Genomic DNA, 21270 nt, shown 5'->3' on the forward strand with positions numbered 1-21270 from the left:
TCGTGAGATCAGGCCGGCTTGATGGCGGAAGCCTGCAAGCCCTTCGGGCCCTGCTTTACTTCAAACGTGACGCGCTGACCATCCTTGAGCGTCTTGAAGCCCGAACCCTGGATTTCGGAGAAGTGCGCGAACAGATCCGCACCGCCGTCGTCCGGGGTAATGAAGCCAAAGCCTTTGGTCTCATTGAACCATTTGACCGTACCGGTTGTCATGTGAATTTCCTTTCGAAGCAAGTTCTTGTACACAACGCAAACAACGCTAACAACCGTTCAAGCACGCTAAGTTCTCGTAGTTACCGAACGGACGCCGACGAGGTGACACGACTTGACTCGACTGTTGCGGGCATCATAACCAGTTTGTCTAGTTGTGTCATGTGCGCCGAAAGACGCACTATCGCTACTTTAGGCGTATTCCGTGTCGCATTTCAAGTGGAAATCTTTCGTTTCCATAACGCGAAATATTCTCTCTAATATTATATTTAAAATATAAATTCAAAAAACAGTTGAGCCAGCACGTCACTTTGACTAAAGTTGCGGCTAGCGATAATCGCGCTTTCAGCGCTGAAAGAGAGGTCGTAGTGCCAGCTAAAATCATCACGGTCTTCAACCAAAAGGGCGGGTGCGGAAAGACCACGGTCAGCATGCATCTCGCAGGTACGCTCGGATTGCGCGGCGCGCGGTCGATGCTTGTCGATATGGACGAGCAGGGCACGGCAACGCGCTGGGCCGCGCAAGCAAGCGACGAGCGGCCTTTTCCTGCGTCCGTGATCGGCCTGGCGCCGTCCGGTGGCGCAATGCACCGCGAAGTCAGGAAATTCATCCAGGACTACGATTACATCGTGGTCGATTGCCCTCCAGCAGTACATTCGGCTGCACCATCGAGCGCCCTGCTGATTTCCGATCTGGCAATCATCCCGGTCGTCCCATCACCCCCCGACCTTTGGGCGGCGGTGGCCGCGAAGACCCTGGCCCAACACGCTCAGGTCCAGAACGAAACGCTGCGTATCCGCGTCATGGCAAACATGGTGCAGCGGCGCGTTTCCATTGCGCGCCAGGCGATTGAGATTCTGGGGGACGATCTGGAGATCCCCCTGATGCAATCGATGATCGGTTCGCGCTCGCCGTTTCGCGAATGCCAGGCGATTGGATGCACCGTGCACGGCGTGGCCGGTGCGCGCGAGTCCGTGCAGGAAGTCGACATGATGGTCGACGAAGTATTGTCTTTGATTGAGCACTAGGTATGGCAACAAAATTGAAAAGCCTCAAGGCAGGCATGTTGGCGGGAATGGCGGCAGAAAAAACACGAGGGGACGCGATCGATCGCTTTGCCCGCGCCGAAGCGGCAATTTCACAGCACCCCAACGGATTGCTCCAGGTGCGCGCCCGAGAGCCGAGCCCCATTTTCAGCGCTGAAAGTGAGTCCGAGGAGGAAGGCGGCCGAATCCTGTTGAAGGTGCCGCTGGCGCAGCTCCACGACAATCCGTTCAATGCCCGCCGCATCTACGACCCTGTAGTGGTGCAGGAACGCGCGGCTTCGATTGCCACCCACGGCCAGAAAACACCGGGCCTGGCTACGCCAGATCCGGCCCGGCCGGGGCACTACATCCTGATCGATGGCCACTACCGCAAGCGGGCGTTGGCCTCCGCGGGCAAGCTCGAGATGGAATGCTTCATCGAGAGCAACCTGAATGACCTGGATTTCTACCGGCTGTCGTTCCTGCTCAATGAGCAACGGTCCGACCAGTCGGCGCTGGACAACGCGATTGCCTGGCGGCAACTGCTGGACGAAGGCAAGGTCCAGAAAGAGGAAGACATCTGCGAACTGACAGGCATGTCAGCTGGCACGGTTAACAAGACACTGGCGCTGCTGAGGCTGCCCGAATCGGTCCTGGGCGTCATGCGTGAGCGTCCCAGCGCAATCGGGATTGCAACCGGCTATGAGCTGACGCTCTATTGCAAGATCGTTGGAGAGGACCGCACACGGGACCTGGCCACGCGCATCATGGCAGAGGGCTTGTCCAGCCGTGAGGTCGAGGCGATTCGCAAGCACGCGCAAGAAGGCAAGGCACGCAAGATCAAGGAGATCAGCCGCCAGTACAAGATCCGCAGCGACACCGGGCAGTTGATGGGCACGATCAAGGAGTGGGATTCCGGGCGCGTGGTGCTGGACGTGCAAGTGAGCGACCGAGGCGCACGCGAAGCGCTGGTCGAGACCCTCAAGGCGCGCTTCGGCCTGGAAAAGACCGCTAGCTGACAGCTTGCATAGCCATAGTCGAGAGGGGAGGGCAGCGATCACCCACCCCACCCGGTCACTCCAGGGCCGGAACGACATGAACATGATCCACGGTGCTGGCCCCGGAAGCCTCAGGGGCCATGACTCCCGCCCCGCCCGCCTCAATACGTTTCACCCGGGTTCTTCGCCCCGCAAGGTCGCGCGGCGAGCGGGCCGCAAACTCGGCATCCTCGGCCTGTCGATACCGTTCGATCACCTGGCTCAGCAAGGCATGCAATCCCCTGACTGAGTAGCCTGCACCCGGCGACCTCTCCGCCTTGCGCCTGGCACGGCCGGTGGGCGGAAGCCGGGGAGGGCCGACGAGCACGATCGGCTGGCCAGCCTGTCTGCTCCAATCCAGCCCGCGGTCGTGCCAGTGACGCTCCAGTGAGCTGCGAGCAGCTTGGCTAAGACCCTCCCCCTCGCGGGGCCCATCCCCGGCAGGGGCCGTACCAACTTCTTCATGCGTACCAACTTCTTCGTGCTCGCCAAGCTTGTCGCGCGTGAACGTCGCCAGGCTAGCAAATCCGATGGGCTGCTCCTGCAACAAGCGAACTGCTGCTTCGGCGGCGCGATAGCGAATGCCTTCGGGATCCCGGCCCTGGGCCGCTAGCCAGGCAAGGAATCTGGCCAGCGATTCGGGCTCGAGGGTGGTCCCGGCGGCCACGGGCACAGCCATGCGCAGCGCCATCCTCTTCGATTGGCTCTCGGGCTGCCAGACGTGCTCCGCCACATGTCCCTGGTCTTGCAGCCATTCAAACAGCGCGCCCAGGATGCGCGAAGCATGGAGCACGCTGCTCTCCGACAGCGGACCGGTGAACGGGCGCCATGCCGCCGACTCCCTTGGCGCACGCGGCCCGACCCACAATCGCACGGGAGCAGGATGGCGAAGGAACGCCAAATAGTCCTGGCGATCCTGCCGATCCAGCATGGCCAGCGGCTTGCATCGCTCCATCGCCGTCCAGAGCAAAAGTCGTTCGGCCTCCTTGCGGTAGGCCAGCCAGGTACTTTGCTGCGCCTGATTCGCTGCGAGCCAAGCCCGAACGGCGACGAGATCGCTTTTATAAGAGACTCTTAGATCACTATCAGGCGAAATCGCTGTCGCCGTACCCGATTCTTCTTCGCGCATCAGCTCAAATGGCACCAATTGGCGCAAGCGCGGGCCAAGCGTGGTTTCGGCCAGGCGGCCCCGCGCGAAAACGTGGTCCCGCAGCAAAGGTTCGCCCCGCTCATCCCGGACGACATCACGATGATCGGCCAGCCACCGGTTGATTGCCGCTCCGGCAAGGGCGCCGATGCGGGGCACCGAACGCCACCACGCATTGCCATGGCGGTTGGCAAGATCCACCAGAATATGCAGATTAGATATCTTCTGTGCCCGCAAGCGCCTTGCAAGGGCGGGGGAAAACCAGAGCTCGATGCCATGATCAGCGCGGGGCTGGGCAGTACCAAGCCGTTCCAGCTCGGCCAGCGCTTCGACCCGGCGGTCCATGCCCCGGTTGGAGCGCCCGGGGCCACCTTCCAGCAGTTCAGCCAGATCCTGCCGGCTATGCAGGTGCGCCAACTGCACCATGCGGTCGCGCAGCCCGAGCAACAGCCGCAAGGCGGATTCGCCACCGGCGTCATCGTCGTCGTTGTCGTCAACGAGGTAGCGCCCGGCTACCATGGCGGCCGGCATGCCTTGCACGTAGGCCCGCACAGCGGCAAATTCGCTGCGGGTAAGACTCAGGCTAGGGGCTTTACCGGGTTGCATGACAACGTTCGATTTGGTCGCTAAGATCTTGATTCATAAGGCACTTAATCAATCGCTAAATGCATCCGGGTGTAAATGCATAGTGGAATTCAATGCCGATAATTATACCGGCAAAGCCCCCTGCTTTCGCCGGTCAGCCGCCTGTGGCGGGCCGATCCGGCTGCGCAGTCCAACGCCGTTGGTCATGCACTACACGCTTCGCCGGGTGTAACCCTGACTTGCATTCACCCCCGCCAGTGCATATCCTGAGACCCAGAGTTAGATTTCTTTAACTCTGAGTTAAGAAACATCTACAGCGTAAAAAAAGCGCAAACGGGGCGATTCGATAGCGACTCCACGGGATGGTCAGTCGGGCAGCGGGACCTTGACGGGTACGCAGCCACGGCCTGGAGGCGAAACGGATCGTATGGAAATGCAACCGCAGCATAGTGGGGCATTTCCGTTAGCATGTGCGGGTTGTCGCGGGGCTCGCCATGCCGTAACAAAAAAAGAGAGCGGCCATGGCCACAATCCTCTTGATCGAGCCTCATCCCCTCCTGCGCCTGGGTCTGCGCCATCTGTTGACCCAGGCCGGCCTCCACGGCGACCTCGTCGATATCGATCCCGGTGCCCTGCCATATCCAGCCGAGTGGCTCTGCCATGCCGACCTGATGATCTACGGATTGTCGGCGGACCCGGTGTTGAGCTGGCAAGAACTGGATCAGTCTTGCCAGACACTGATGCCGAAGCGGGTCCTGGTGCTGTCCGAGCAGATTTTGTCGCCGCAGAACGGTACCCCCATGCCCGACAGCGTGCGCGGCCTGTTGTCCAAGGCCTGCAGCGCCGACATGCTGGATGCGGCGATCCGCCTTGTCCTTGCCGACGGCGAGTGCTTTCCCGCCCGGGCCCAGGCGGCGCACGCCGATGCGAGCCCTGTGCCGTGGCCCTCGGTCCCGGCCAGGCCGTCGCTGGCCACGCTGCATATGCACGCCGGACCGACCCAGGTCGATGGCGAACGTGAGGCAGCCGCCCACCCGGCACAGCACCTGCCGGGCGCCGATGCCCCAGAGCCGGAAACGCCTTCGGCCGGATCGCACCTGCTTAATATCACCGAGCGCCAGTACGAGGTGCTGGCGCTGCTGGCGCGCGGCTATCCGATCAAGACCGTCAGCCGCTTGCTGAACATCTCGGTGGCTACCGCCAAGACGCATGCATGCACCCTTTACCAGCGCCTGCACGTGCGCAACAAGGGCGAGGCGGTCTACGTAGCGCTGCAGCGTGGCGCGAAGCTGAGTTGGCCGGGCCCGGCAACCGCTGCCGTGCCGATTCGCGGCGCGGGGCTGTCGCCGGTCGAGCTGGCCGGTGTCTGCCAGGCGGCCTGATCGTTAGTCCCTCCGAGCGCGCGCAGTGGCGCCCGGCGGCCCAAAGCACCAGTGACTCCAGCCTCTGCAACACGCCGCCTCATCCGAATGCACGAGGCGGCGTAGTGCTCTACTTGCTACCCTGATCAACAAACAAGTGGCTCTCGCGGGAAGCCGGTCCTGGCACTCGCTGGCTTAGCGCACCCCGCGCAACCAACGCAACCAACGCAACCCGCTGTCGCCCACAGCCGATGACAACGCTCCTGCTTGCCCACAACATGATGCTGCGACGAGGTGTGCTGCGGCACCTCCGCGAGCTTGCCGCGCTCGCCCCCGTGCTATCGCAGACCCCCGAATGGCTGCTGGAGGCGACCCCAGCCGAATTACCTCCGGGTCCCATCGAGTTCGCGCTGCTTGACTGCAGCGGCACCGATACCGATCCGTTCCGTCTGCTCGATGCACTGCACTCCCGTCTGGCGCCCCGGCGCTGGCTGGTCATGAGCGAGACCCCCGACCCCGAGTTCGCGCGCTACGCCGCTGGCCTCGGCGCTGGCGGCTGCCTGCCGGTGCCAGCCTCGCCCGAGCAAACGCGGGCCGCGGTGGCGCTGGTGCGTGCCGGGGGCCAGTGTTTTCCGCGCAGGGCCTTTGCCATGCCACCGCCCTCCCCCATCGGTTCAGGTGGGTCTACGGCAAGGGGATGATGCGCGCGCCAATGCGGCTACCTATGCTGATAGTGCGCGGATAACGAAGCCGGGACGCTCAATGTCAAGCCGGCCGCCGCGCGCTGCACAGGGGGTCATATGGAAAACGGGCTGGATATCCTGGTCGTGCGCGGCTTTGCCGTGCCGGAGGGCCGGGGCAAGTGGGCGTGCTGCTACGAAATCAGGCTGACTACCGGGCGCGACGAGCCGCTGCTGTACCGCGGAGAGTTGCATGGCAGGCGCTACGCCTGCGAGGCTGCTGCGATCGCGGCAGCTACCTTTGCCGGTGAGCAGGAAGCACGCAGGCAGGTGGCATCCGTGCGGGCCGGACTACTCGCTCGCCACGAGTACTGCGTGGTGGTGGCGAGCGAACCGGCGCTGGAGCGCGTGCATGAGCCGGCGGCCGGCTAGGCCGCGGCCGCTAAGCCAGGGCATCCCGGCAGCAGTGCGGGATGCCACCGGCTGCTCATCCGCGGCAAGACAACGAGAGTAAGGCAAGAGGGGGCGACGACGAGCGCGTGTTCGGGGGACCGGAGATTTTCCGGTGCGCATGCCGGCAGGGATGCGCGCACGCGTGTTTCGGTCGCAGCACATGCTGCGCCGGATCTTGATGGCCACGGTCGAGCCGGCTGGCAGAGGCGGCAAACCGTGGCCTGTTTCTTTTCCTGCCTGCGATGGCTGCCCGCAAAATTGCCGAAATCCAAAGGCGCCGCACAAAAAAAAGAGTCCGCCGACCGGGGGACCATGCGGACTCTAAAGTGGCCAGCTCGATTCCGCTCGGCGGGCCACTCTCCGACGATAGCCAAACACCCGCGGTAGCTGTATCGACCAGAAGATGCATCTGCCACATGGCTGAAGGGCAGGCCCCCCAGTTCCCAGGGAAACCCGCCAGCCCAGTGCGTGCTTCGCATTGCCGCATGGCCCGCGGGTGGCACCGTGGCCGCCTCATGCTTCTGGTTGGGTTGAGGCCAGCCCGAAAGCCCGCGCAGCGGGCAAGCCTGCAGGCAAGCCTGCGGAGAAGCCATTGTGCAACTGTGTTACTTTGCTCGCGTGCTCGACCCTCCAACAGCCATCATGATTCCCTGGCACCTCATCTCCCGCTTCGGCGAAACCTCCCTGCTGCTGCCCTGCGCCGTGTTGATCGCCGCATGGCTGTTCCATGCCGGCGCCGTTGCCAGCGCGCGCCGCTGGGTGCTGAGCTTCGGTGTGACCGCAGCAGTGGTGCTGGCCTCCAAGCTGGCCTTCATGGGCTGGGGCATTGGCTGCGCGGCGCTCAACTTCACGGGGTTTTCCGGGCATAGCATGATGTCGGCGTCGGTATTGCCGGTGCTGTTCTACCTGATCGTGTCGGCGCGGCATCCTCGTCTTGCCGTTGGCGCCGGCGGGATCGGCCTGTTGCTGGCGTTGCTGGTGGGCGTCTCGCGGCTGAAGCTGCAGGCGCATTCAGGCTCGGAAGTGCTGAGCGGGCTTGCGCTCGGATTTGCCGTCAGCCTGAGCTTCATCTTCTGGGGCCGGCGGCCGGCCCGCTCGGCACCGGCCCTGGCAGGCGTGCTGGTGGTCGTCCTGATGCTGGGCGTGCCGGCGGTTGGTGTCGCCGCGCCCACGCATCACTGGCTCGAAATCCTTGCCGCCCGGCTGGCCGGGCGTGACAAGCCGTTCCAGCGCGGGCAATGGCGCGAATGGGCTGGCCAGCGCGAGGGATCCGCTGTGCTGGCTTGCCTGTCCCCCGCCACGCCGCGCTGAGGCGGGAGGCCCGGCCCGCCAGCACGCGTCCAGAGCCCGTCTGTGCGCAAGCAAACAGACGGTAGCGCTGCCGCGGCGTAACCATGATCTGCATAACAAGTCCGGCTCGCCGGATGGAGGCAGATCATGTCGACGGTTCGCGCATTCGTTGCCGAGAGGCAGGCCGCCCTCCAAATCCTGTATCGCTTCGCCGATGCGGCCATCGTTGCCGCCTGCGGCGCGGTGGTTGGCGAACTGCTGTTTCCCCAGGGCCTGCGTGGCGCCGCTCCGGTCCATGGCTTCATCACCGTGTTGTGCTCGGTCAGCACCTTGCTGGTGTTCCCCGCCTGTGGCCTGTACAACTCCTGGCGCGGCCGCAGCCGCGCCGCGTTGGCGGTGCGCACGCTCGCGGCCTGGGGCGCGGTGTGCATGCTGGGCTTGGTCACGGCGTACCTGATGCACCAGTCGGCCGCGCTGTCCCGGCTTTGGTCGATGAGCTGGGTCCTGAGCGTGGCCGTCATGCTGCTGGCCTCCCGGGTGGTGCTCTACGGCATGCTGGGCAGCGTGCGCGAGCACGGCATCAATGCCAAGCGTGTGGTGATCCTGGGCTACGGCTCGCTTGGCCACGAGATGTACCAGCGCGTACGGAACAATCGCGGCGCGGGATACGACGTCGCCGGCATCTACGACGAAGGCACGGAGCAGCCGGTGCCCGCGGGCGTAACGCGGCTGGATTCGCTGCAGCAGGTTTGCACGTTCGTGCGCAACAATGGCGTGCGCGAAATCTGGCTGACGCTGCCGATGGCTGCGTGCCGCGATCTCTATGACGTGGTCTCCCACTTCCGCAACGACCTGATCGACATCCGCTGGGTGCCCGACATCATGGCGGTCGAACTGCTCGGCCATCGCTTCAGCGACTTCCTCGGCCTGCCGGTCATCGACCTGAACAGCCCACCGCAGTCGGGCATCACAGGATTGCTCAAGGGCAGCTTCGACCGCGTTTTCGCGCTGGCGGCGCTGGTCGGGCTGTCGCCGCTGCTGCTGCTGATCGCGGTGCTGGTCAAGCACTCGTCTCCCGGCTCTGTCCTGTTCCGCCAGGCTCGCCTGGGCATGGATGGCCGGCCATTCCACGTCTACAAGTTCCGCACCATGGTGCAGCACCAGGACGCGGGCAGCGTGACCCAGGCCGTGCGCGGCGATGCACGCGTCACGCGCATCGGTGCCTTCCTGCGCCGCACCAGCCTGGATGAGCTGCCGCAGTTCGTCAACGTGCTGCGTGGCGAGATGTCGGTGGTGGGCCCGCGCCCGCACGCCATCGAGCACAACGAGATCTACAAGGAAGTCATCGATCGCTACATGCTGCGCCACCGGGTCAAGCCCGGCATCACCGGCTGGGCGCAGATCAACGGCTTTCGCGGCCAGACCGACACGGTAGAGAAGATGCGCCAGCGCATCGAGTTTGACATCTTCTACATCCGCAACTGGTCCTTCCGCCTGGACCTGCACATTATCTTGCGCACGGCGCTGCATGGCTGGACGGGACGCGAGGTGTTCTGAGTTCTTCACCCTCCAGGACACCCGGGCCGCCAGCCGACATGCAAAGTTGGTGGGCCAGCGCACCGAAGCCGGCCAGTAGCTGCGGCCCAATGATGAAACCCGAGCATCCTCACCGAGGAGAACCAGAGATGAAGGCAACCATTCGACAGATTCTTGCCGAGGTGGCGCGGCTCGACGTGTCGGTAGACGCGCTCGATGACCAGGCCGATCTTTACGAAGCCGGATTGTCATCGCTTGCCACCGTTCATGTGATGCTGGCAATCGAAAACGCATTCAATATCGAGATCCCGGATGCCATGCTGACCCGGCAGCTCTTTCGCAGCGTCAACTCGCTGGCAGCGGCGGCCGAACAGCTAAGACAGCAACAGGAGGCAGCATGAGCCCCCCCTTAACCAGCGTGGACCTGGCACGCCCGATGACTGAGCACACCACCGCCACCGAGCTGATGGCGGCGGCGCAGCTTGCGGCGCTCGAAGCGGCCAAGCACGCCGATCAGGTTGACCGCGATGCGGCGTTCCCGCACGACGCGTTTGCTGCAATCCGGCAGCACCGGCTGCTTAGCGCCATGGTGCCCGCGGCGCACGGCGGCGCAGGCGCGTCGCTCGACACGGTCGCGGCCATCTGCCGCGTGCTGGGCGCGGCCTGCTCCTCGGTGGGCATGGTCTACGCCATGCACCAGATCCAGGTGGCCTGCATCGTCGAGCACGGAACGGGCAACCCCTGGCATGAGCAGTTGCTTCAACGCATTGCCTCAGAGCAATTGCTGCTTGCCTCGGCCACCTCCGAGGAAGCGATCGGCGGTGCCCTGCGCAACAGCGGCTGTGCCGTCAATGTCGAGAACGACCGATTCCATCTGCTCAAGATGGCGCCCACGATTTCCTACGGCGCGCAGTCCGACGCCATCCTGGCCACCGCGCGCCGCCATGCCGATGCCTCGCCCTCGGACCAGGTCATGGTGTGCCTGCTCAAAGACGATTTCACGCTGCAGAGCCTCAGCGCGTGGGACACCCTTGGCATGCGTGGCACCTGCAGCAACGGCTTTCGCCTGGAAGCGCGCGGCGCCTGCGAGCAGATCCTTCCGGTGGCGTTCGGCGAGATCGCGGACGGCACCATGACGCCGGTTTCGCACATCCTGTGGGCCGCCTTGTGGACCGGCATCGCCGGTGATGCCGTGCAGCGCGCCAAGGCCTTCTTCCAGGGGCAGGCGCGTGCGCGCCCGGGCTCGCTGCCGCCTTCGGCCACGCGGGTGGCCGACGCGGTGGCGATGGTGCAGATGATGGAGGGGCGGCTTGAGCTCGCATTGGAGCACCAGCGCCAGCGTCACACGGGCCTCTCGGTGTCGGCACTGTTCTCGCTCGCCGCGGAGATGAACGGCCTGAAGACCAGTGTGAGCACGATGGCGATCGAGGTGGTGCAGCAGGCGATGATGATCTGCGGCATGGCCGGCTACAAGCAAGGCACGCCTTACAGCCTCGGGCGTCACCTACGCGATCTCTGGTCCGCGCCGCTGATGATCAACAATGACCGGATCCTGACCAATACCGCTAGCTTGCTGCTGGCCGAGCGTTCCAGCTAAGGAGCACGACATGGATGCCAACGTCAGCGTGGAAGATCGCGCCAATTCCGCGCCCGCGGACGCAGCCGCCGCTTCGGCCGCTACGCCTTCGTACGGCGATCCGCAGGCAGGCCAGCGGCGCTACCAGCAGGCATTGATCGAGGCGGGCCTGCTGATCCCGAGCGGGGTCGACGGCGTTTATGGCCGCAGCGCGGTGTTCGAGGCCATCGCGGACGGCCTGAACGTGGCCGTCACCGCGCTCGGCGCCGACCAGCGCGCGGAAGTGATGCGCTTTCCGCCCGCCATGTCGCGCGAGGATTTCGAGGCTAGCGACTACCTGAAGAGCTTTCCACAGCTAGCCGGCACCGTGCACAGCTTTTGCGGCAGCGATCGCGACCATCATCGCCTGCTTGCGCGGATGGAGGCGGGCGAGGAATGGGCTGACGAGCAGCGGCCGACCCGCGTGGTGCTAACGCCGGCCGCGTGCTACCCGATCTATCCGGCGGTGGCGCGGCGCGGCCCGATGCCGCCGCAGGGGCTGGTGGTGGATGTGATGTCGTATTGCTTCCGCCACGAGCCTTCGATCGATCCGGCGCGCATGCAGATGTTCCGCCAGCGTGAGTATGTGCGCCTGGGCGATGCCGGGCAGATCATCGCCTTTCGCCAGTTGTGGATGGAGCGCGGCCAGCAGCTGGCCACCATGCTCGAGCTTCCGCACGAGGTGGACGTGGCCAATGACCCGTTCTTCGGGCGCGGCGGCAAGATCGTGGCGGACAGCCAGCGCGAACTGAAGCTCAAGTTCGAGTTGCTCATCCCGATCAACGAGGGCGCCCCGCCCACGGCGTGCATGAGCTTCAATTACCACATGGACCACTTCGGCCAGGTGTGGGCGCTGCGCACCGCCGACGGCGAGCCGGCGCACACCGGCTGCGTGGGATTTGGCATCGAGCGCCTGACGCTGGCGCTGCTGCGCCACCACGGCTTCGACCTGTCGCTGTGGCCCAAGGACGTACGCGCCACCCTGGGAGGGCTGTAATGCTCGTTGACCCGCGAACCCTGGAGCGCGGCATGCACGTGTCGCACGCCTTGCACAATGGCAATCCCGTCTGGCCGCAGACCAACTGCTATGTGGACTTGTGGATCGAACTGCTGCACGGCTGGGAGCTGGACCCGGTTGCGGCGCTCGGGTTCACCGTGTCGCAGGATTTCGAGGGCGATCAGTTCACCTTCTTCAAATACCCGCCGGACGATCTCGAACGTCTCTACGGCGTGGTGGTGCAGGAGCTGTCGCTATATGAGTCGATGGAAGACCGCGTCGCCGGGCAGACCTGCCGCGGCCACGTGGTACTGCTCGAGGTGGATGGCTTTTACCTGCCGGACAACCGGGCTACGTCGTACCGGCGCGAGCATACCAAGACCACCATCGGCATCGATGTGATGATGCCCGAGGCGCAGTCCGTGGGTTACTACCATAACGAGGGCTATCACGTGGCCACCGGCGAGGACTACGCCGGGCTGTTCCGTCGTCTGCCCGCGCTGGCGGACGACGTGAACCTGCTGTTCCCCTACGCCGAGGTGGCGCGCCGCCGGTTCCCCGCGCTGGAAGGGGCGATGCTGGTGCGCGCGTCGCTGGCGCTCCTGCGCAAGCACCTGGCGCGCCGTCCGCGTCAGAATCCCATCACGGCATTCCGCACGGCGTTTCCCGCGCATCAGGAAGCACTGATGGCCGGTGGCGAGCAAACCTTCCATCCCTACGCCTTTAGCGTGCTGCGCCAGCTCGGCGCCAACTTCGAGCTGCTCGGGCAGTACCTGCGCTGGCTGGCGCAGCATGGCCAGCCGATGCCTGAGAGCATTGCGGGCGCGTGCCAGAAGCTCGCGTCCGAGGCCATGGTGATGCAGTTCCGCCTGGTGCGCTCCATCATCAGCCGCCGCGTGGATCGCTGCCAGGATTGCCTGGACCAGCTCGAGGCCTCCTACGAGCTGGCGGTGCCGGCGCTGGCGGGCTACGTGGGCGAAGCCGAGTACTGAGGGGCGCCTGCCATGCATGCGCCGCCTGGCTTGACACCCGTCCCTGGGCGACCCGTGCACCGGCACCCGCTCGCCGGCGACTGGGCCTTGCTCGAGACGCCCGCCGGCGCCGTGGCATCGCCCGCGGCGCTGGCCGGGCGCGGCCCGTGGATGGCGGCCCAGGTGCCCGGGACGGTGGCGCAGGCGCTCCAGGCTGCGGGGCAATGGCAGGCGGCGGCACCGCGGCCGCTGCACGATCACGACTACTGGTACCGCGTGACGGTGTCCGGCACGGGCGCGTACCGGCTGCGCCTGCACGGCCTGGCTACCGTGGCCGAGGTCTGGCTCGATGAGGTGCGCGTGCTCGACGCGCAGAACATGTTTACGGCGTTCGAGGCCGAGCTCCATCTCGATGGCGAGCATGTGCTCTGCCTGTGCTTTCGCTCGCTGCACCGCTGGCTGCGCACGCAGCGCGGCCCGGTGCGCTGGAAGCCGCGCATGATCACGCCGCCCACATTGCGCCTGGTCCGCACCACGCTGCTGGGCCACATGCCCGGCTGGTGCCCAAGCGTGCATACGATCGGGCCCTGGCGCGGCATCGACCTGCTGGCGCTTGCCACCGACGCGAGCCCGCTGCTGACGGCGCGCCTGGACCTGCAGGCAAGCCTGGCCGCCGATGCGGCGCAGGGTGGCGTCATCCGGCTGCGCCTGCGCGACGTGGCACCGCTGCCGCCAGCGATGACGATCATGCTGTGCGTCGATGGCCGCGAGGCACCCATGAAGGCAGTGGACGCCACCGGCACCGGCGGCATCGCCTACGAGGGCGAGCTGGCCGTGCCCGAGCCGCGCTTGTGGTGGCCGCACACGCATGGCGCGCCCGAGCGCTATGCGGTGCATCTGCGGCTGGGCGAAGAGCGCATCGCGTGTGGGCAGGTCGGCTTTCGCCGCATCGAGCTCGACCGAACCATCCATGGCAGCACCGACGGCCTGGCGGACCACGAAGAGGATGCCCAGGGGTTTGCGCTGCGCATCAACGGCGAGCGCATCTTTTGCCGCGGGGCCTGCTGGACCAGCCACGACCTTGCCGGCCACGCCGATGCGTCCGACGAAGTGCGCAAGTGGCTCGCGCTGGCGCACGGCGCGGGCATGAACATGGTGCGCGTGAGCGGTGTTACCTGCTACCAGGGGGAGGCCTTCTTCGACGCGTGCGACGCGCTTGGCCTGCTGGTCTGGCAGGATTTCATGTTCGCGAACTTCGATTACTCGGCCAGCGCCGAGGCCGTGCGCCCGCTGATGGCGCAGGCCACGCGCGAGGTCAGCGAGTGGCTGGCGGCGCATCGCCATCATCCCAGCGTGGCGGTGCTGTGCGGCGGCAGCGAAGTCGAGCAGCAGGCCGCGATGATGGGCACGCCCGCGGCCACCTGGCGCCAGCCCTTGTTCGACGAGATCATTCCAGCGTGCATTGCAGCCTGGCATCCCGACGCGGTGTATGTGCGCAACTCGCCGTGCGGCGGTGCGTGGCCCTTCCAGGCCGACAGCGGCGTGACGCACTACTACGGCGTGGGCGCCTACCAGCGCTCGCTTGACGACGCGCGCCGCGCCAATGTGCGGTTTACCTCGGAGTGCCTGGCGTTTTCCAACGTGCCTTGCGCGCGTACCGTGTCGGACGCGCTCGCGGTGCCGCCCGTGCATGATCCACGCTGGAAGGCCCGTGTGCCGCGCGATGCCGGCAGCGGTTGGGACTTCGAAGATGTGCGCGACTTCTATTTGCGCGAATTGTTCAAGGTGGACCCGCCGCGCCTGCGCTACGAGGACACAGCGCGCTACCTGATGTTGTCCCGCGCCGTGGTGGCGGAGTTGATGACCGACGTTTTCAGCGAATGGCGGCGAGCGGGCTCTACCTGCTCGGGCGGCCTGGTGTGGCAGTTGCAGGACCTGCTGCCCGGCGCGGGCTGGGGCATTGTCGATGCGCTGGCCCGGCCCAAGTCGGCCTGGCATGCCTTGCGCCAGGTGTGGCAGCCGCTGCAGGTGCTGATCACTGACGAAGGCCTCAATGGCATTCACCTGCACCTGATCAATGAGCGCGCCACGCCGCGCAATGTGCGCCTGCAACTGCAATGCTGGCGCGACGGCGAGACCGCGTTGCTCGATGTCGCGCACGATGTGTGCCTGGCCCCGCGCTCCACGCGGCGCATCAGCGGCGCCGCGCTGGCGGGTGCCTTTTTTGATTTCACATACGCCTATCGTTTCGGGCCGCGCCTGCACGATGTGGTGCGCGCCGCGTTGCTCGATCCCTGCGACGGCGCCCTGCTGAGCCAGGCCTGCTACCTGCCCGAGCGCAGCGCGGCCGCGCTCGAGCCGCCGGAGCTGACGGTCGGCGTGGCGCGCGAGGACGGCGATTGGTGGCTCACGGTGTCGACCCGGCGCTTTGCGCGCTGGGTGCACATCGACGATATCGCCTTTCGCGCGGAACACGACTGGTTCCATCTTGCGCCCGGCAGCCAGCTGCGCGTGAAACTCTTGCCCGATAACGGCCAGCAAGGTGGAGGCCGCGAAGGCGCGCAGGGTGTAGGCCTTGCGCAGGCAGATCCCATCCCGATGGGGGAGGTCCATGCACTCAATGCGCGCCGCGCGATTGCCTACAGCGCGCCAGGCGCCTGAAGAGGCGGAAAAACGCCAGACGATGACGGCGCGAAGCGCCGCCTGGCCGTCATTGCCGCGCACCGGTGATGCGGCCCGGCCGCGCTCTCACACCTACCGAAGGATGATCAGGTTTCAGCCGTGCGGCTACTGTTGGCAGGGCCACATATGGCACTTAATACAAGCACAAATGCCGTGCGAACCAGGGTCAAAGAAAAGGTGGTCGGCGCGGGTCCTCCGGAGCTAGGTGGGCCGGCTTCGGTCGAGGTATTCGTACGGCTGGTCACGGGGAGAGAGTAATGATCAGTCAGCGTTCGGATCTGCACGTCAATCATGTGCTTGGCGCCTTGCCGCGCAAGGATTGGGAATTACTGTCGTCGCATCTTGAGCTGGTACGCATGCGCGCCGGGCAGTTGCTGACCGATTCCGGCCAGCGCATCCATCATGTCTATTTCCCCACGACGGCCATCGTCTCGATGCTGTCGCTGCTGGAGGACGGCGCCACCGTCGAGATCGCCGCCATCGGCAATGAAGGCCTCGTCGGCATCCCGGTGCTGACCGGCGGCGACACCATGCCCTGCCGCGTCGAGGTACGCACGCCGGGCTTTGCCTACCGCCTTTCCGCCGCCACGCTCAAGCAGGAATTCACGCACTCCCCGGCCATCCAGCGCGTCACCCTGCTCTATGTGCAGGCCGTGCTCACCCAGATCGCGCAGACCGCCGTGTGCAATCGTCACCACTCGCTCAACAAGCAGCTTTGCCGCTGGCTGCTGCTGGCCCTCGATCGCATGGCGTCCAACGAGCTGGTGATCACCCAGCAGGTCATCGCCAACATGCTGGGCGTGCGCCGCGAAGGGGTGACGGAGGCCGCCGGCAAGCTGGAGGACCTGGGCCTGATCCAGCATAGCCGCGGGCACATCACGGTGCTCGACCGGCATGGGCTGGAGGCACATTCCTGTGAGTGCTACAAACTCGTCAAGCGCGAGTTCGATCGTTTGCTGCCGGCGCTTGCCAGTGCTTGAGGCGGGAGCGGGGTTGGGTCAGGGAGATTGCCGTGAAAAGGTTGACCTTTGCCGGTGCGTCGCCGGCTGCAAATGAGCCGGCGCAGCCGCGAGCGCAGGGCTCGCGCGCACTAGTCGATCACCTTGGCTGGATCGTTGCGCTGACGCTCGCCGGTGGCGCCATCGGTGCGCTGGTTGCGTTGTCCATGCCGCAGCACTATCGCGTCGAGGCGCTGGTGCAGGTGGAGCCACGCGACGCAGGCCAGAATGCCGGCGCGCGCGGCGCGGCGCAGGCCGGCCCCGCCGCCCCGTTCGATGCCGGCATGCTCACCAGCCGCGCGGTGGTCGGGCCCGTGGTGGAGCGGCTGCACTTGGACGTCTCGGCGGTGCCGTTGCGCGCGCCGCTGGTGGGTGCGCTGGTGGCGCGCTTTGCCGAGCCCGGGCAAGCCATGGCCCCTTGGCCGGAAAGCCTGGGCTACGCCTGGGGCGGCGAGCGCATCCAGATCGACAGCCTGGCGGTGCCCGAGCGCCTGCTTAACGTGCCGCTGATGCTGGAGGTCCAGCCGCAGGGCCACTATCGCCTGTATGCCGGCAATGCGCTGCTGTTCGAGGGCGTGGCGGGCGAGCCGGCTGCGGGCAACGATGTGGAACTGCAGGTGGCCAACCTCGATGCGCGGCCGGGCACGCGCTTCGAACTGATCCGCCATGATCCGCTTTCCACCGTGGATGCCATCTCGCGCGAGCTGGTGGTGGACGAACACACGCGCGACGCCGGCACTGTGCGCATCGCCTGGCGCTACCCCGATCGCAAGCTGGCCGCCGCGCTGGTCAATGGCGTGGCGCAAGCGTATATCGACAGCCAGACCACCCAGCGCCGCGATGATGCGGCCGGCAGCCTTGCCTTTGTCACCGGCGAGCTGCCGCGCGTGCAGGGCGAGCTGGAGCGCGCCGAGGCCGCGCTCACGCGCTACCGTACCCGTAGCGGCACCATGGCGCCGACCCAGGACGCGCAGTCGTACCTGAACGGCAGCATGGACTACCAGCGCCAGATCGCCGCGCTGCGGCTGGAGCGTACCCGCCTGCTGCAACGCTTTACCACCGACAGCAATGAAGTGCGCACGGTCGACACCCAGATCCAGGAGCTCAGCAAGGTGCGCCGCGACATGGATTCGCGCATGCAGAACCTGTCGGAGACGGAGCGCGAGTCCGTGGCGCTCACGCGCGACGTGAAGGTGGCCGAGGACATGTACATGACGTTGCGCAACCGGGTGCAGCAGCTCTCGCTGGTGCAGTCGGATCGCTCCAACAACATGCGCATCGTCGATGCGGCGCTTGCGCCCGCCCGGCCCGACGGGGTTGGCCCGTGGCCGCTGACCGGCGGCGGCGCGCTGCTTGGGCTGTGCCTCGGGCTTGCCGGCGTGGCCGCGCGCCAGCGCTACAGGCCTTCGGTGGCCGACGCCGCCGATGCCGAGGCGCGGCTGGGCATGCCCATGCTCGGCGAGATCGCGTTCAGCAGCGAGCAGACCGAGCTCGAACACCAGTCCGAGGTGCATCGCCGCCTGGGCATGATGATGGGCTTCGCCGCCCAGCCCACCCCGCGCCTGTATGCGCCCGCGCCTGGCAGCGCCTTGGCCGAACCCGGCGGGTTCTCCACCGGCGAGGCCGAGCGGCTGCTGCGGTGCGGGCTGCATGACCGCTTCTTGCTGGCGCGGCGCTCGCCGCACGCGCTCGCGGTGGAGGGCCTGCGCAGCGTGCGCGCGGCTTTGCATTTCGCCGTGCGCAACGCGCCCGATGCGGTGCTGGCCGTGACCAGCCCGGCGCCGGGCACCGGCAAGACCTTTGCCTCCGTTAACCTGGCCGTGCTGTTCGCCGAGGCTGGCCAGCGCGTGCTGCTGATCGACGCCGACCTGCGCCGCGGCAAGATCGCCAACTGGTTCGACCAGGCCGCCGAGCCGGGGCTGGCCGAATTGCTCGCGGGCCATGCCGAGCTCGCGGCGGTGATGCGGCCCACCGTGGTGTCGGGGCTTTCGGTGATCACCGCCGGATCGATGCCCCCCAATCCCTCCGAGCTGCTGATGATGCCGGCGCTGGCCGAGACGCTGCAGGCCTGCAAGGCGCGCTTCGACCTGATCATCATCGACACGCCGCCGGTGTTGGCCGTGGCCGATGCCACCCTGGTCGCCAACCTGGCCGGCTCGACGCTGCTGGTGGTGCGCGCAGATGTCACGCCCGCCGCGCAAGTGGACGAGGCGCTAAAGCGCCTGGCTCGCGCCGGGGCGCGGCTTGCCGGTGGCATGCTTAACGGCGTCACGCCCCGGCGCAGCAACCGCGCGGACTTCGCCGCGATGAGCCCGTACCTGGGGCTGCCGCTGCCGGCCGCGCGGCCTGAAACGCTGGCGCTGGAGTCGCGCCCCGCGCCGGCCGGCTCGGCAGAGCAGCAGGCAGGCCATGGCTCCATGCCAGCCGCCTGATAGCCGGGGACGCCAGGGAAATCTCCATGAGCGTACCCGTTTCTGCGTGCGCCCGGGCCTTGTGAAACGCCTCCTCGCAACCTGCGCGCAACGTGCCCTGCACGTTGCGCGTTGTCATGAAAATCGCGGCCTGCGGTGGCCAATCAGGGCCGTTGGGCGGGCCGCGACACGGATTTCGATGGGTTATGCCAGGCCGGGAGCCGCCGGCGGGCATGGCGCACGAACACGAACCAACAACATCAGAAGGCAAAGCGTACCCGTTTCTGCGTGCGCCAATGCCTGGGGCCAACGCCCCATTTCTCGCTGGGAGAGGTCATGAAACCGGTCTTGTTCGAGGGCTGTGCCGGCTGGCTGCACGAGGCCGCAGGCACCACGGGCGTGGTGCTGTGCAACCCGCACGGCCACGAGGCGATGTGGTCGCACAGGGCGTTTCGCCACCTGGCCGCAGATCTCGCCGCCGCGGGTTTGCCGGTGCTGCGCTTCGATTATCCCGGCACCGGTGACTCCGCCGGCACCGATGCCGATGGCGAGCATATTGCCTGGTGTGTGCATGGCATCCTGGCCGCGGTAACCACGCTGCGCGAGCAGGCTGGGGTGAGCCGGGTCGTGCTGTGCGGCCTGCGCCTGGGGGCCACGCTGGCCGTGCTCGCCGCCGAGGCAATGGCCGCGCGCGAGCCCGGTACCGTGGCCGGCCTGGTCCTGCTGGCGCCGGTGGTGAGCGGGCGCGCCTATCTGCGCGAGCTGCGCGCGTTGCACACCAGTTGGGTCAACAACGTCATCCCCGACATCGAGCTCACGCCGCCCACCAACGGGTCGCTCGACGTGCTGGCCTATCGTTTCCAGCCCGACACCGTGACGACGCTCGAAGGCCTGCGCCTGGCCCGCCGCAAGGGCTGCCCCGCGCCGCGCGTGCTGCTGCTCGACGCTTGGCCGGGGGCCACCTCCCCCGTCGCAGAAATGGGTACGCTTTATCGCGGCTCGGGGGCCGAAGTCACGCTGGGCACCTTTGGCGAGTACCCCGGCATGATGCAAGCCGCCGAGTGTGCGCAGGTGCCTGAGAGCGCCTGGCAAGAGGTGCTGGCCTGGGTGCGCCCGGCCGTCGTCGCAAGGCGCCGCGGCGCCGCGCCCGGCCTGCCTGCGCCAGGCAATGAGAGTCCTGCGCTGGAATGCGAGGTGGACGGCGTGCGCGAGCAACGGGTATGGCTGGATCGCGGGCGCCAGTTCGGCATCCTTTGCCAGCCCGCGCGGCGCGGCGCGAGCGATGTCGCGGTGCTCTTTCCCAATACCGGCGGCAACCACCATGTGGGCGACGGGCGGGTCTTTGTGAGCTTGTCGCGCGAATTGGCTCGGCACGGCGTAACCGCATTACGCCTCGATCTCTCTACGCTGGGCGATAGTCCGGCCCCGGCACGCCAGATGAGCATTCCCGCGGTATACGCGCAGAGCGCCTGCGACGATGCCAGTGCCGCCGTCGACTGGCTGCGCGCGCAGGGGTACAAGCGCATCGTCATGTCCGGGGTTTGCTCGGGCGCGTTCATCAGCCTGCACGTGGCGTTGCGCAATCCGGCGGTCAACGGCCTGGTCCTGGCCAACCTGGCGAAATTCCGCTGGGACGATGCCGACACCGCCGCCGTGAACGAACGGGTGCAGTCCATGCGGGGCTACGTGGCGGCCGTGCGCCGCGCGCAGAACTGGCAGCGGCTGTGGCGCGGCCAGGTCAAGGTCTGGCCGATCCTGTCCGGCTTCGCACGCCGATGCGCGCGGCGCGCGATGCAACGCGGCGCCGCCGCCATGGCGCGCTGGCGCGGCGGCGGCGACACCACCACCGTGACCGGCTTCGCGCGGGCCGCCATGCGGGAGCTCGACCGGCGCGGCGTGCAGACGGACTTCCTGTACGGGATGAGCGATATCGGGCTGGAAGAAGCCAAGGACCGCTTTGGCGGCAACCTCGAAGCGCTGCAGGGCCTGGGCAACATCCGCGTGCGCACCCTGCCCACGTTCGATCATTCGCTGTTTCTTGCTGACAGCCGCGCCGCGCTGGCGGCGCATCTGGTGCGCTACATCGAGGTGCAGCTGGCGCGCGGCGAGCCGGCCGAGGTGAGCGAGGCGAGCGAGGCGAACGAGGACAGCGCCGGCGCGCTGGCGGATGCGGTGTCAGGCACGGCGAGCGCCTGAGCGTGGGCGGCAAGCCGGCCGCGCACGACAAAAAAGAGGCGCCGGAATCCCGGCGCCTCAGATTGCGCGCTACGCGC

Annotated in this window: 17 protein-coding genes; 15 read left to right on the forward strand and 2 right to left on the reverse strand. The window is 66.6% G+C overall.

Features of this window, described 5'->3' with window-relative positions; genetic code table 11:
- Nucleotides 1-8: 8 nt before the first annotated feature.
- Entirely contained in the window at nt 9-212 is a 204-nt protein-coding gene (locus tag AC1Q7Q_RS27795) for a cold-shock protein (RefSeq protein ID WP_043352637.1), read from the reverse strand.
- Between the two features lie 365 nt (nt 213-577).
- Between AC1Q7Q_RS27795 and AC1Q7Q_RS27800 the strand changes: the two genes are divergently transcribed.
- Both AC1Q7Q_RS27800 and AC1Q7Q_RS27805 read left to right on the forward strand, forming a co-directional pair.
- Nucleotides 578-1237, forward strand: coding sequence for an AAA family ATPase (locus AC1Q7Q_RS27800; protein ID WP_006159055.1), 660 nt, complete (start codon nt 578-580; stop codon nt 1235-1237).
- A 2-nt stretch (nt 1238-1239) separates the two neighbouring features.
- Nucleotides 1240-2253 (forward strand): ParB/RepB/Spo0J family partition protein, encoded by a 1014-nt coding sequence (locus AC1Q7Q_RS27805; RefSeq protein WP_492371905.1) that lies wholly within the window; start codon nt 1240-1242, stop codon nt 2251-2253.
- Nucleotides 2254-2308: 55 nt separating this feature from the next.
- On the opposite strand, the gene AC1Q7Q_RS27810 is transcribed toward AC1Q7Q_RS27805, so the two are convergent.
- On the reverse strand, nt 2309-4024 hold the full coding sequence (locus AC1Q7Q_RS27810; protein ID WP_492371904.1) for a phage integrase family protein: 1716 nt from the start codon (nt 4022-4024) through the stop codon (nt 2309-2311).
- Nucleotides 4025-4524: 500 nt separating this feature from the next.
- Between AC1Q7Q_RS27810 and AC1Q7Q_RS27815 the strand changes: the two genes are divergently transcribed.
- From AC1Q7Q_RS27815 to AC1Q7Q_RS27875, 13 genes are all read left to right on the forward strand, one after another.
- Nucleotides 4525-5385, forward strand: a complete 861-nt coding sequence (locus tag AC1Q7Q_RS27815; RefSeq protein WP_492371903.1) for a response regulator transcription factor — start codon at nt 4525-4527, stop codon at nt 5383-5385.
- Nucleotides 5386-5615: 230 nt separating this feature from the next.
- Entirely contained in the window at nt 5616-6065 is a 450-nt protein-coding gene (locus tag AC1Q7Q_RS27820; protein WP_492371902.1) for a DNA-binding response regulator, read from the forward strand.
- Between the two features lie 99 nt (nt 6066-6164).
- Nucleotides 6165-6476, forward strand: a complete 312-nt coding sequence (locus AC1Q7Q_RS27825) for a hypothetical protein (protein ID WP_492371901.1) — start codon at nt 6165-6167, stop codon at nt 6474-6476.
- Nucleotides 6477-7139: 663 nt separating this feature from the next.
- Nucleotides 7140-7808: a phosphatase PAP2 family protein gene (locus tag AC1Q7Q_RS27830; protein ID WP_492371900.1), complete on the forward strand. Its 669-nt coding sequence runs from the start codon at nt 7140-7142 to the stop codon at nt 7806-7808.
- A gap of 126 nt (nt 7809-7934) precedes the next feature.
- Nucleotides 7935-9344 (forward strand): undecaprenyl-phosphate glucose phosphotransferase, encoded by a 1410-nt coding sequence (locus AC1Q7Q_RS27835; RefSeq protein ID WP_492371899.1) that lies wholly within the window; start codon nt 7935-7937, stop codon nt 9342-9344.
- Between the two features lie 128 nt (nt 9345-9472).
- Nucleotides 9473-9724, forward strand: coding sequence for an acyl carrier protein (locus tag AC1Q7Q_RS27840; RefSeq protein ID WP_017225097.1), 252 nt, complete (start codon nt 9473-9475; stop codon nt 9722-9724).
- A complete protein-coding gene (locus AC1Q7Q_RS27845) occupies nt 9721-10920 on the forward strand; it encodes an acyl-CoA dehydrogenase family protein (protein ID WP_492371898.1) in 1200 nt (399 codons plus the stop codon). Before AC1Q7Q_RS27840 ends, AC1Q7Q_RS27845 begins: the two co-directional genes overlap by 4 nt.
- A gap of 10 nt (nt 10921-10930) precedes the next feature.
- Nucleotides 10931-11935: an amino acid--[acyl-carrier-protein] ligase gene (locus tag AC1Q7Q_RS27850; protein WP_492371897.1), complete on the forward strand. Its 1005-nt coding sequence runs from the start codon at nt 10931-10933 to the stop codon at nt 11933-11935.
- Complete coding sequence (locus tag AC1Q7Q_RS27855; protein WP_492371896.1) at nt 11935-12927, forward strand: DUF1839 family protein; 993 nt, start codon at nt 11935-11937, stop codon at nt 12925-12927. Before AC1Q7Q_RS27850 ends, AC1Q7Q_RS27855 begins: the two co-directional genes overlap by 1 nt.
- Nucleotides 12928-12957: 30 nt before the next feature.
- Nucleotides 12958-15567, forward strand: coding sequence for a glycoside hydrolase family 2 protein (locus tag AC1Q7Q_RS27860; protein WP_492371895.1), 2610 nt, complete (start codon nt 12958-12960; stop codon nt 15565-15567).
- 278 nt (nt 15568-15845) lie between these two features.
- Nucleotides 15846-16568, forward strand: a complete 723-nt coding sequence (locus AC1Q7Q_RS27865) for a Crp/Fnr family transcriptional regulator (protein WP_492371894.1) — start codon at nt 15846-15848, stop codon at nt 16566-16568.
- 41 nt (nt 16569-16609) lie between these two features.
- On the forward strand, nt 16610-19018 hold the full coding sequence (locus tag AC1Q7Q_RS27870) for a polysaccharide biosynthesis tyrosine autokinase (RefSeq protein WP_492371955.1): 2409 nt from the start codon (nt 16610-16612) through the stop codon (nt 19016-19018).
- Between the two features lie 315 nt (nt 19019-19333).
- Entirely contained in the window at nt 19334-21193 is a 1860-nt protein-coding gene (locus AC1Q7Q_RS27875) for an alpha/beta fold hydrolase (RefSeq protein ID WP_492371893.1), read from the forward strand.
- The last annotated feature ends 77 nt before the right edge of the window (nt 21194-21270 follow it).

The organism is Cupriavidus sp. GW823-FHT07A04, assembly GCF_058794615.1.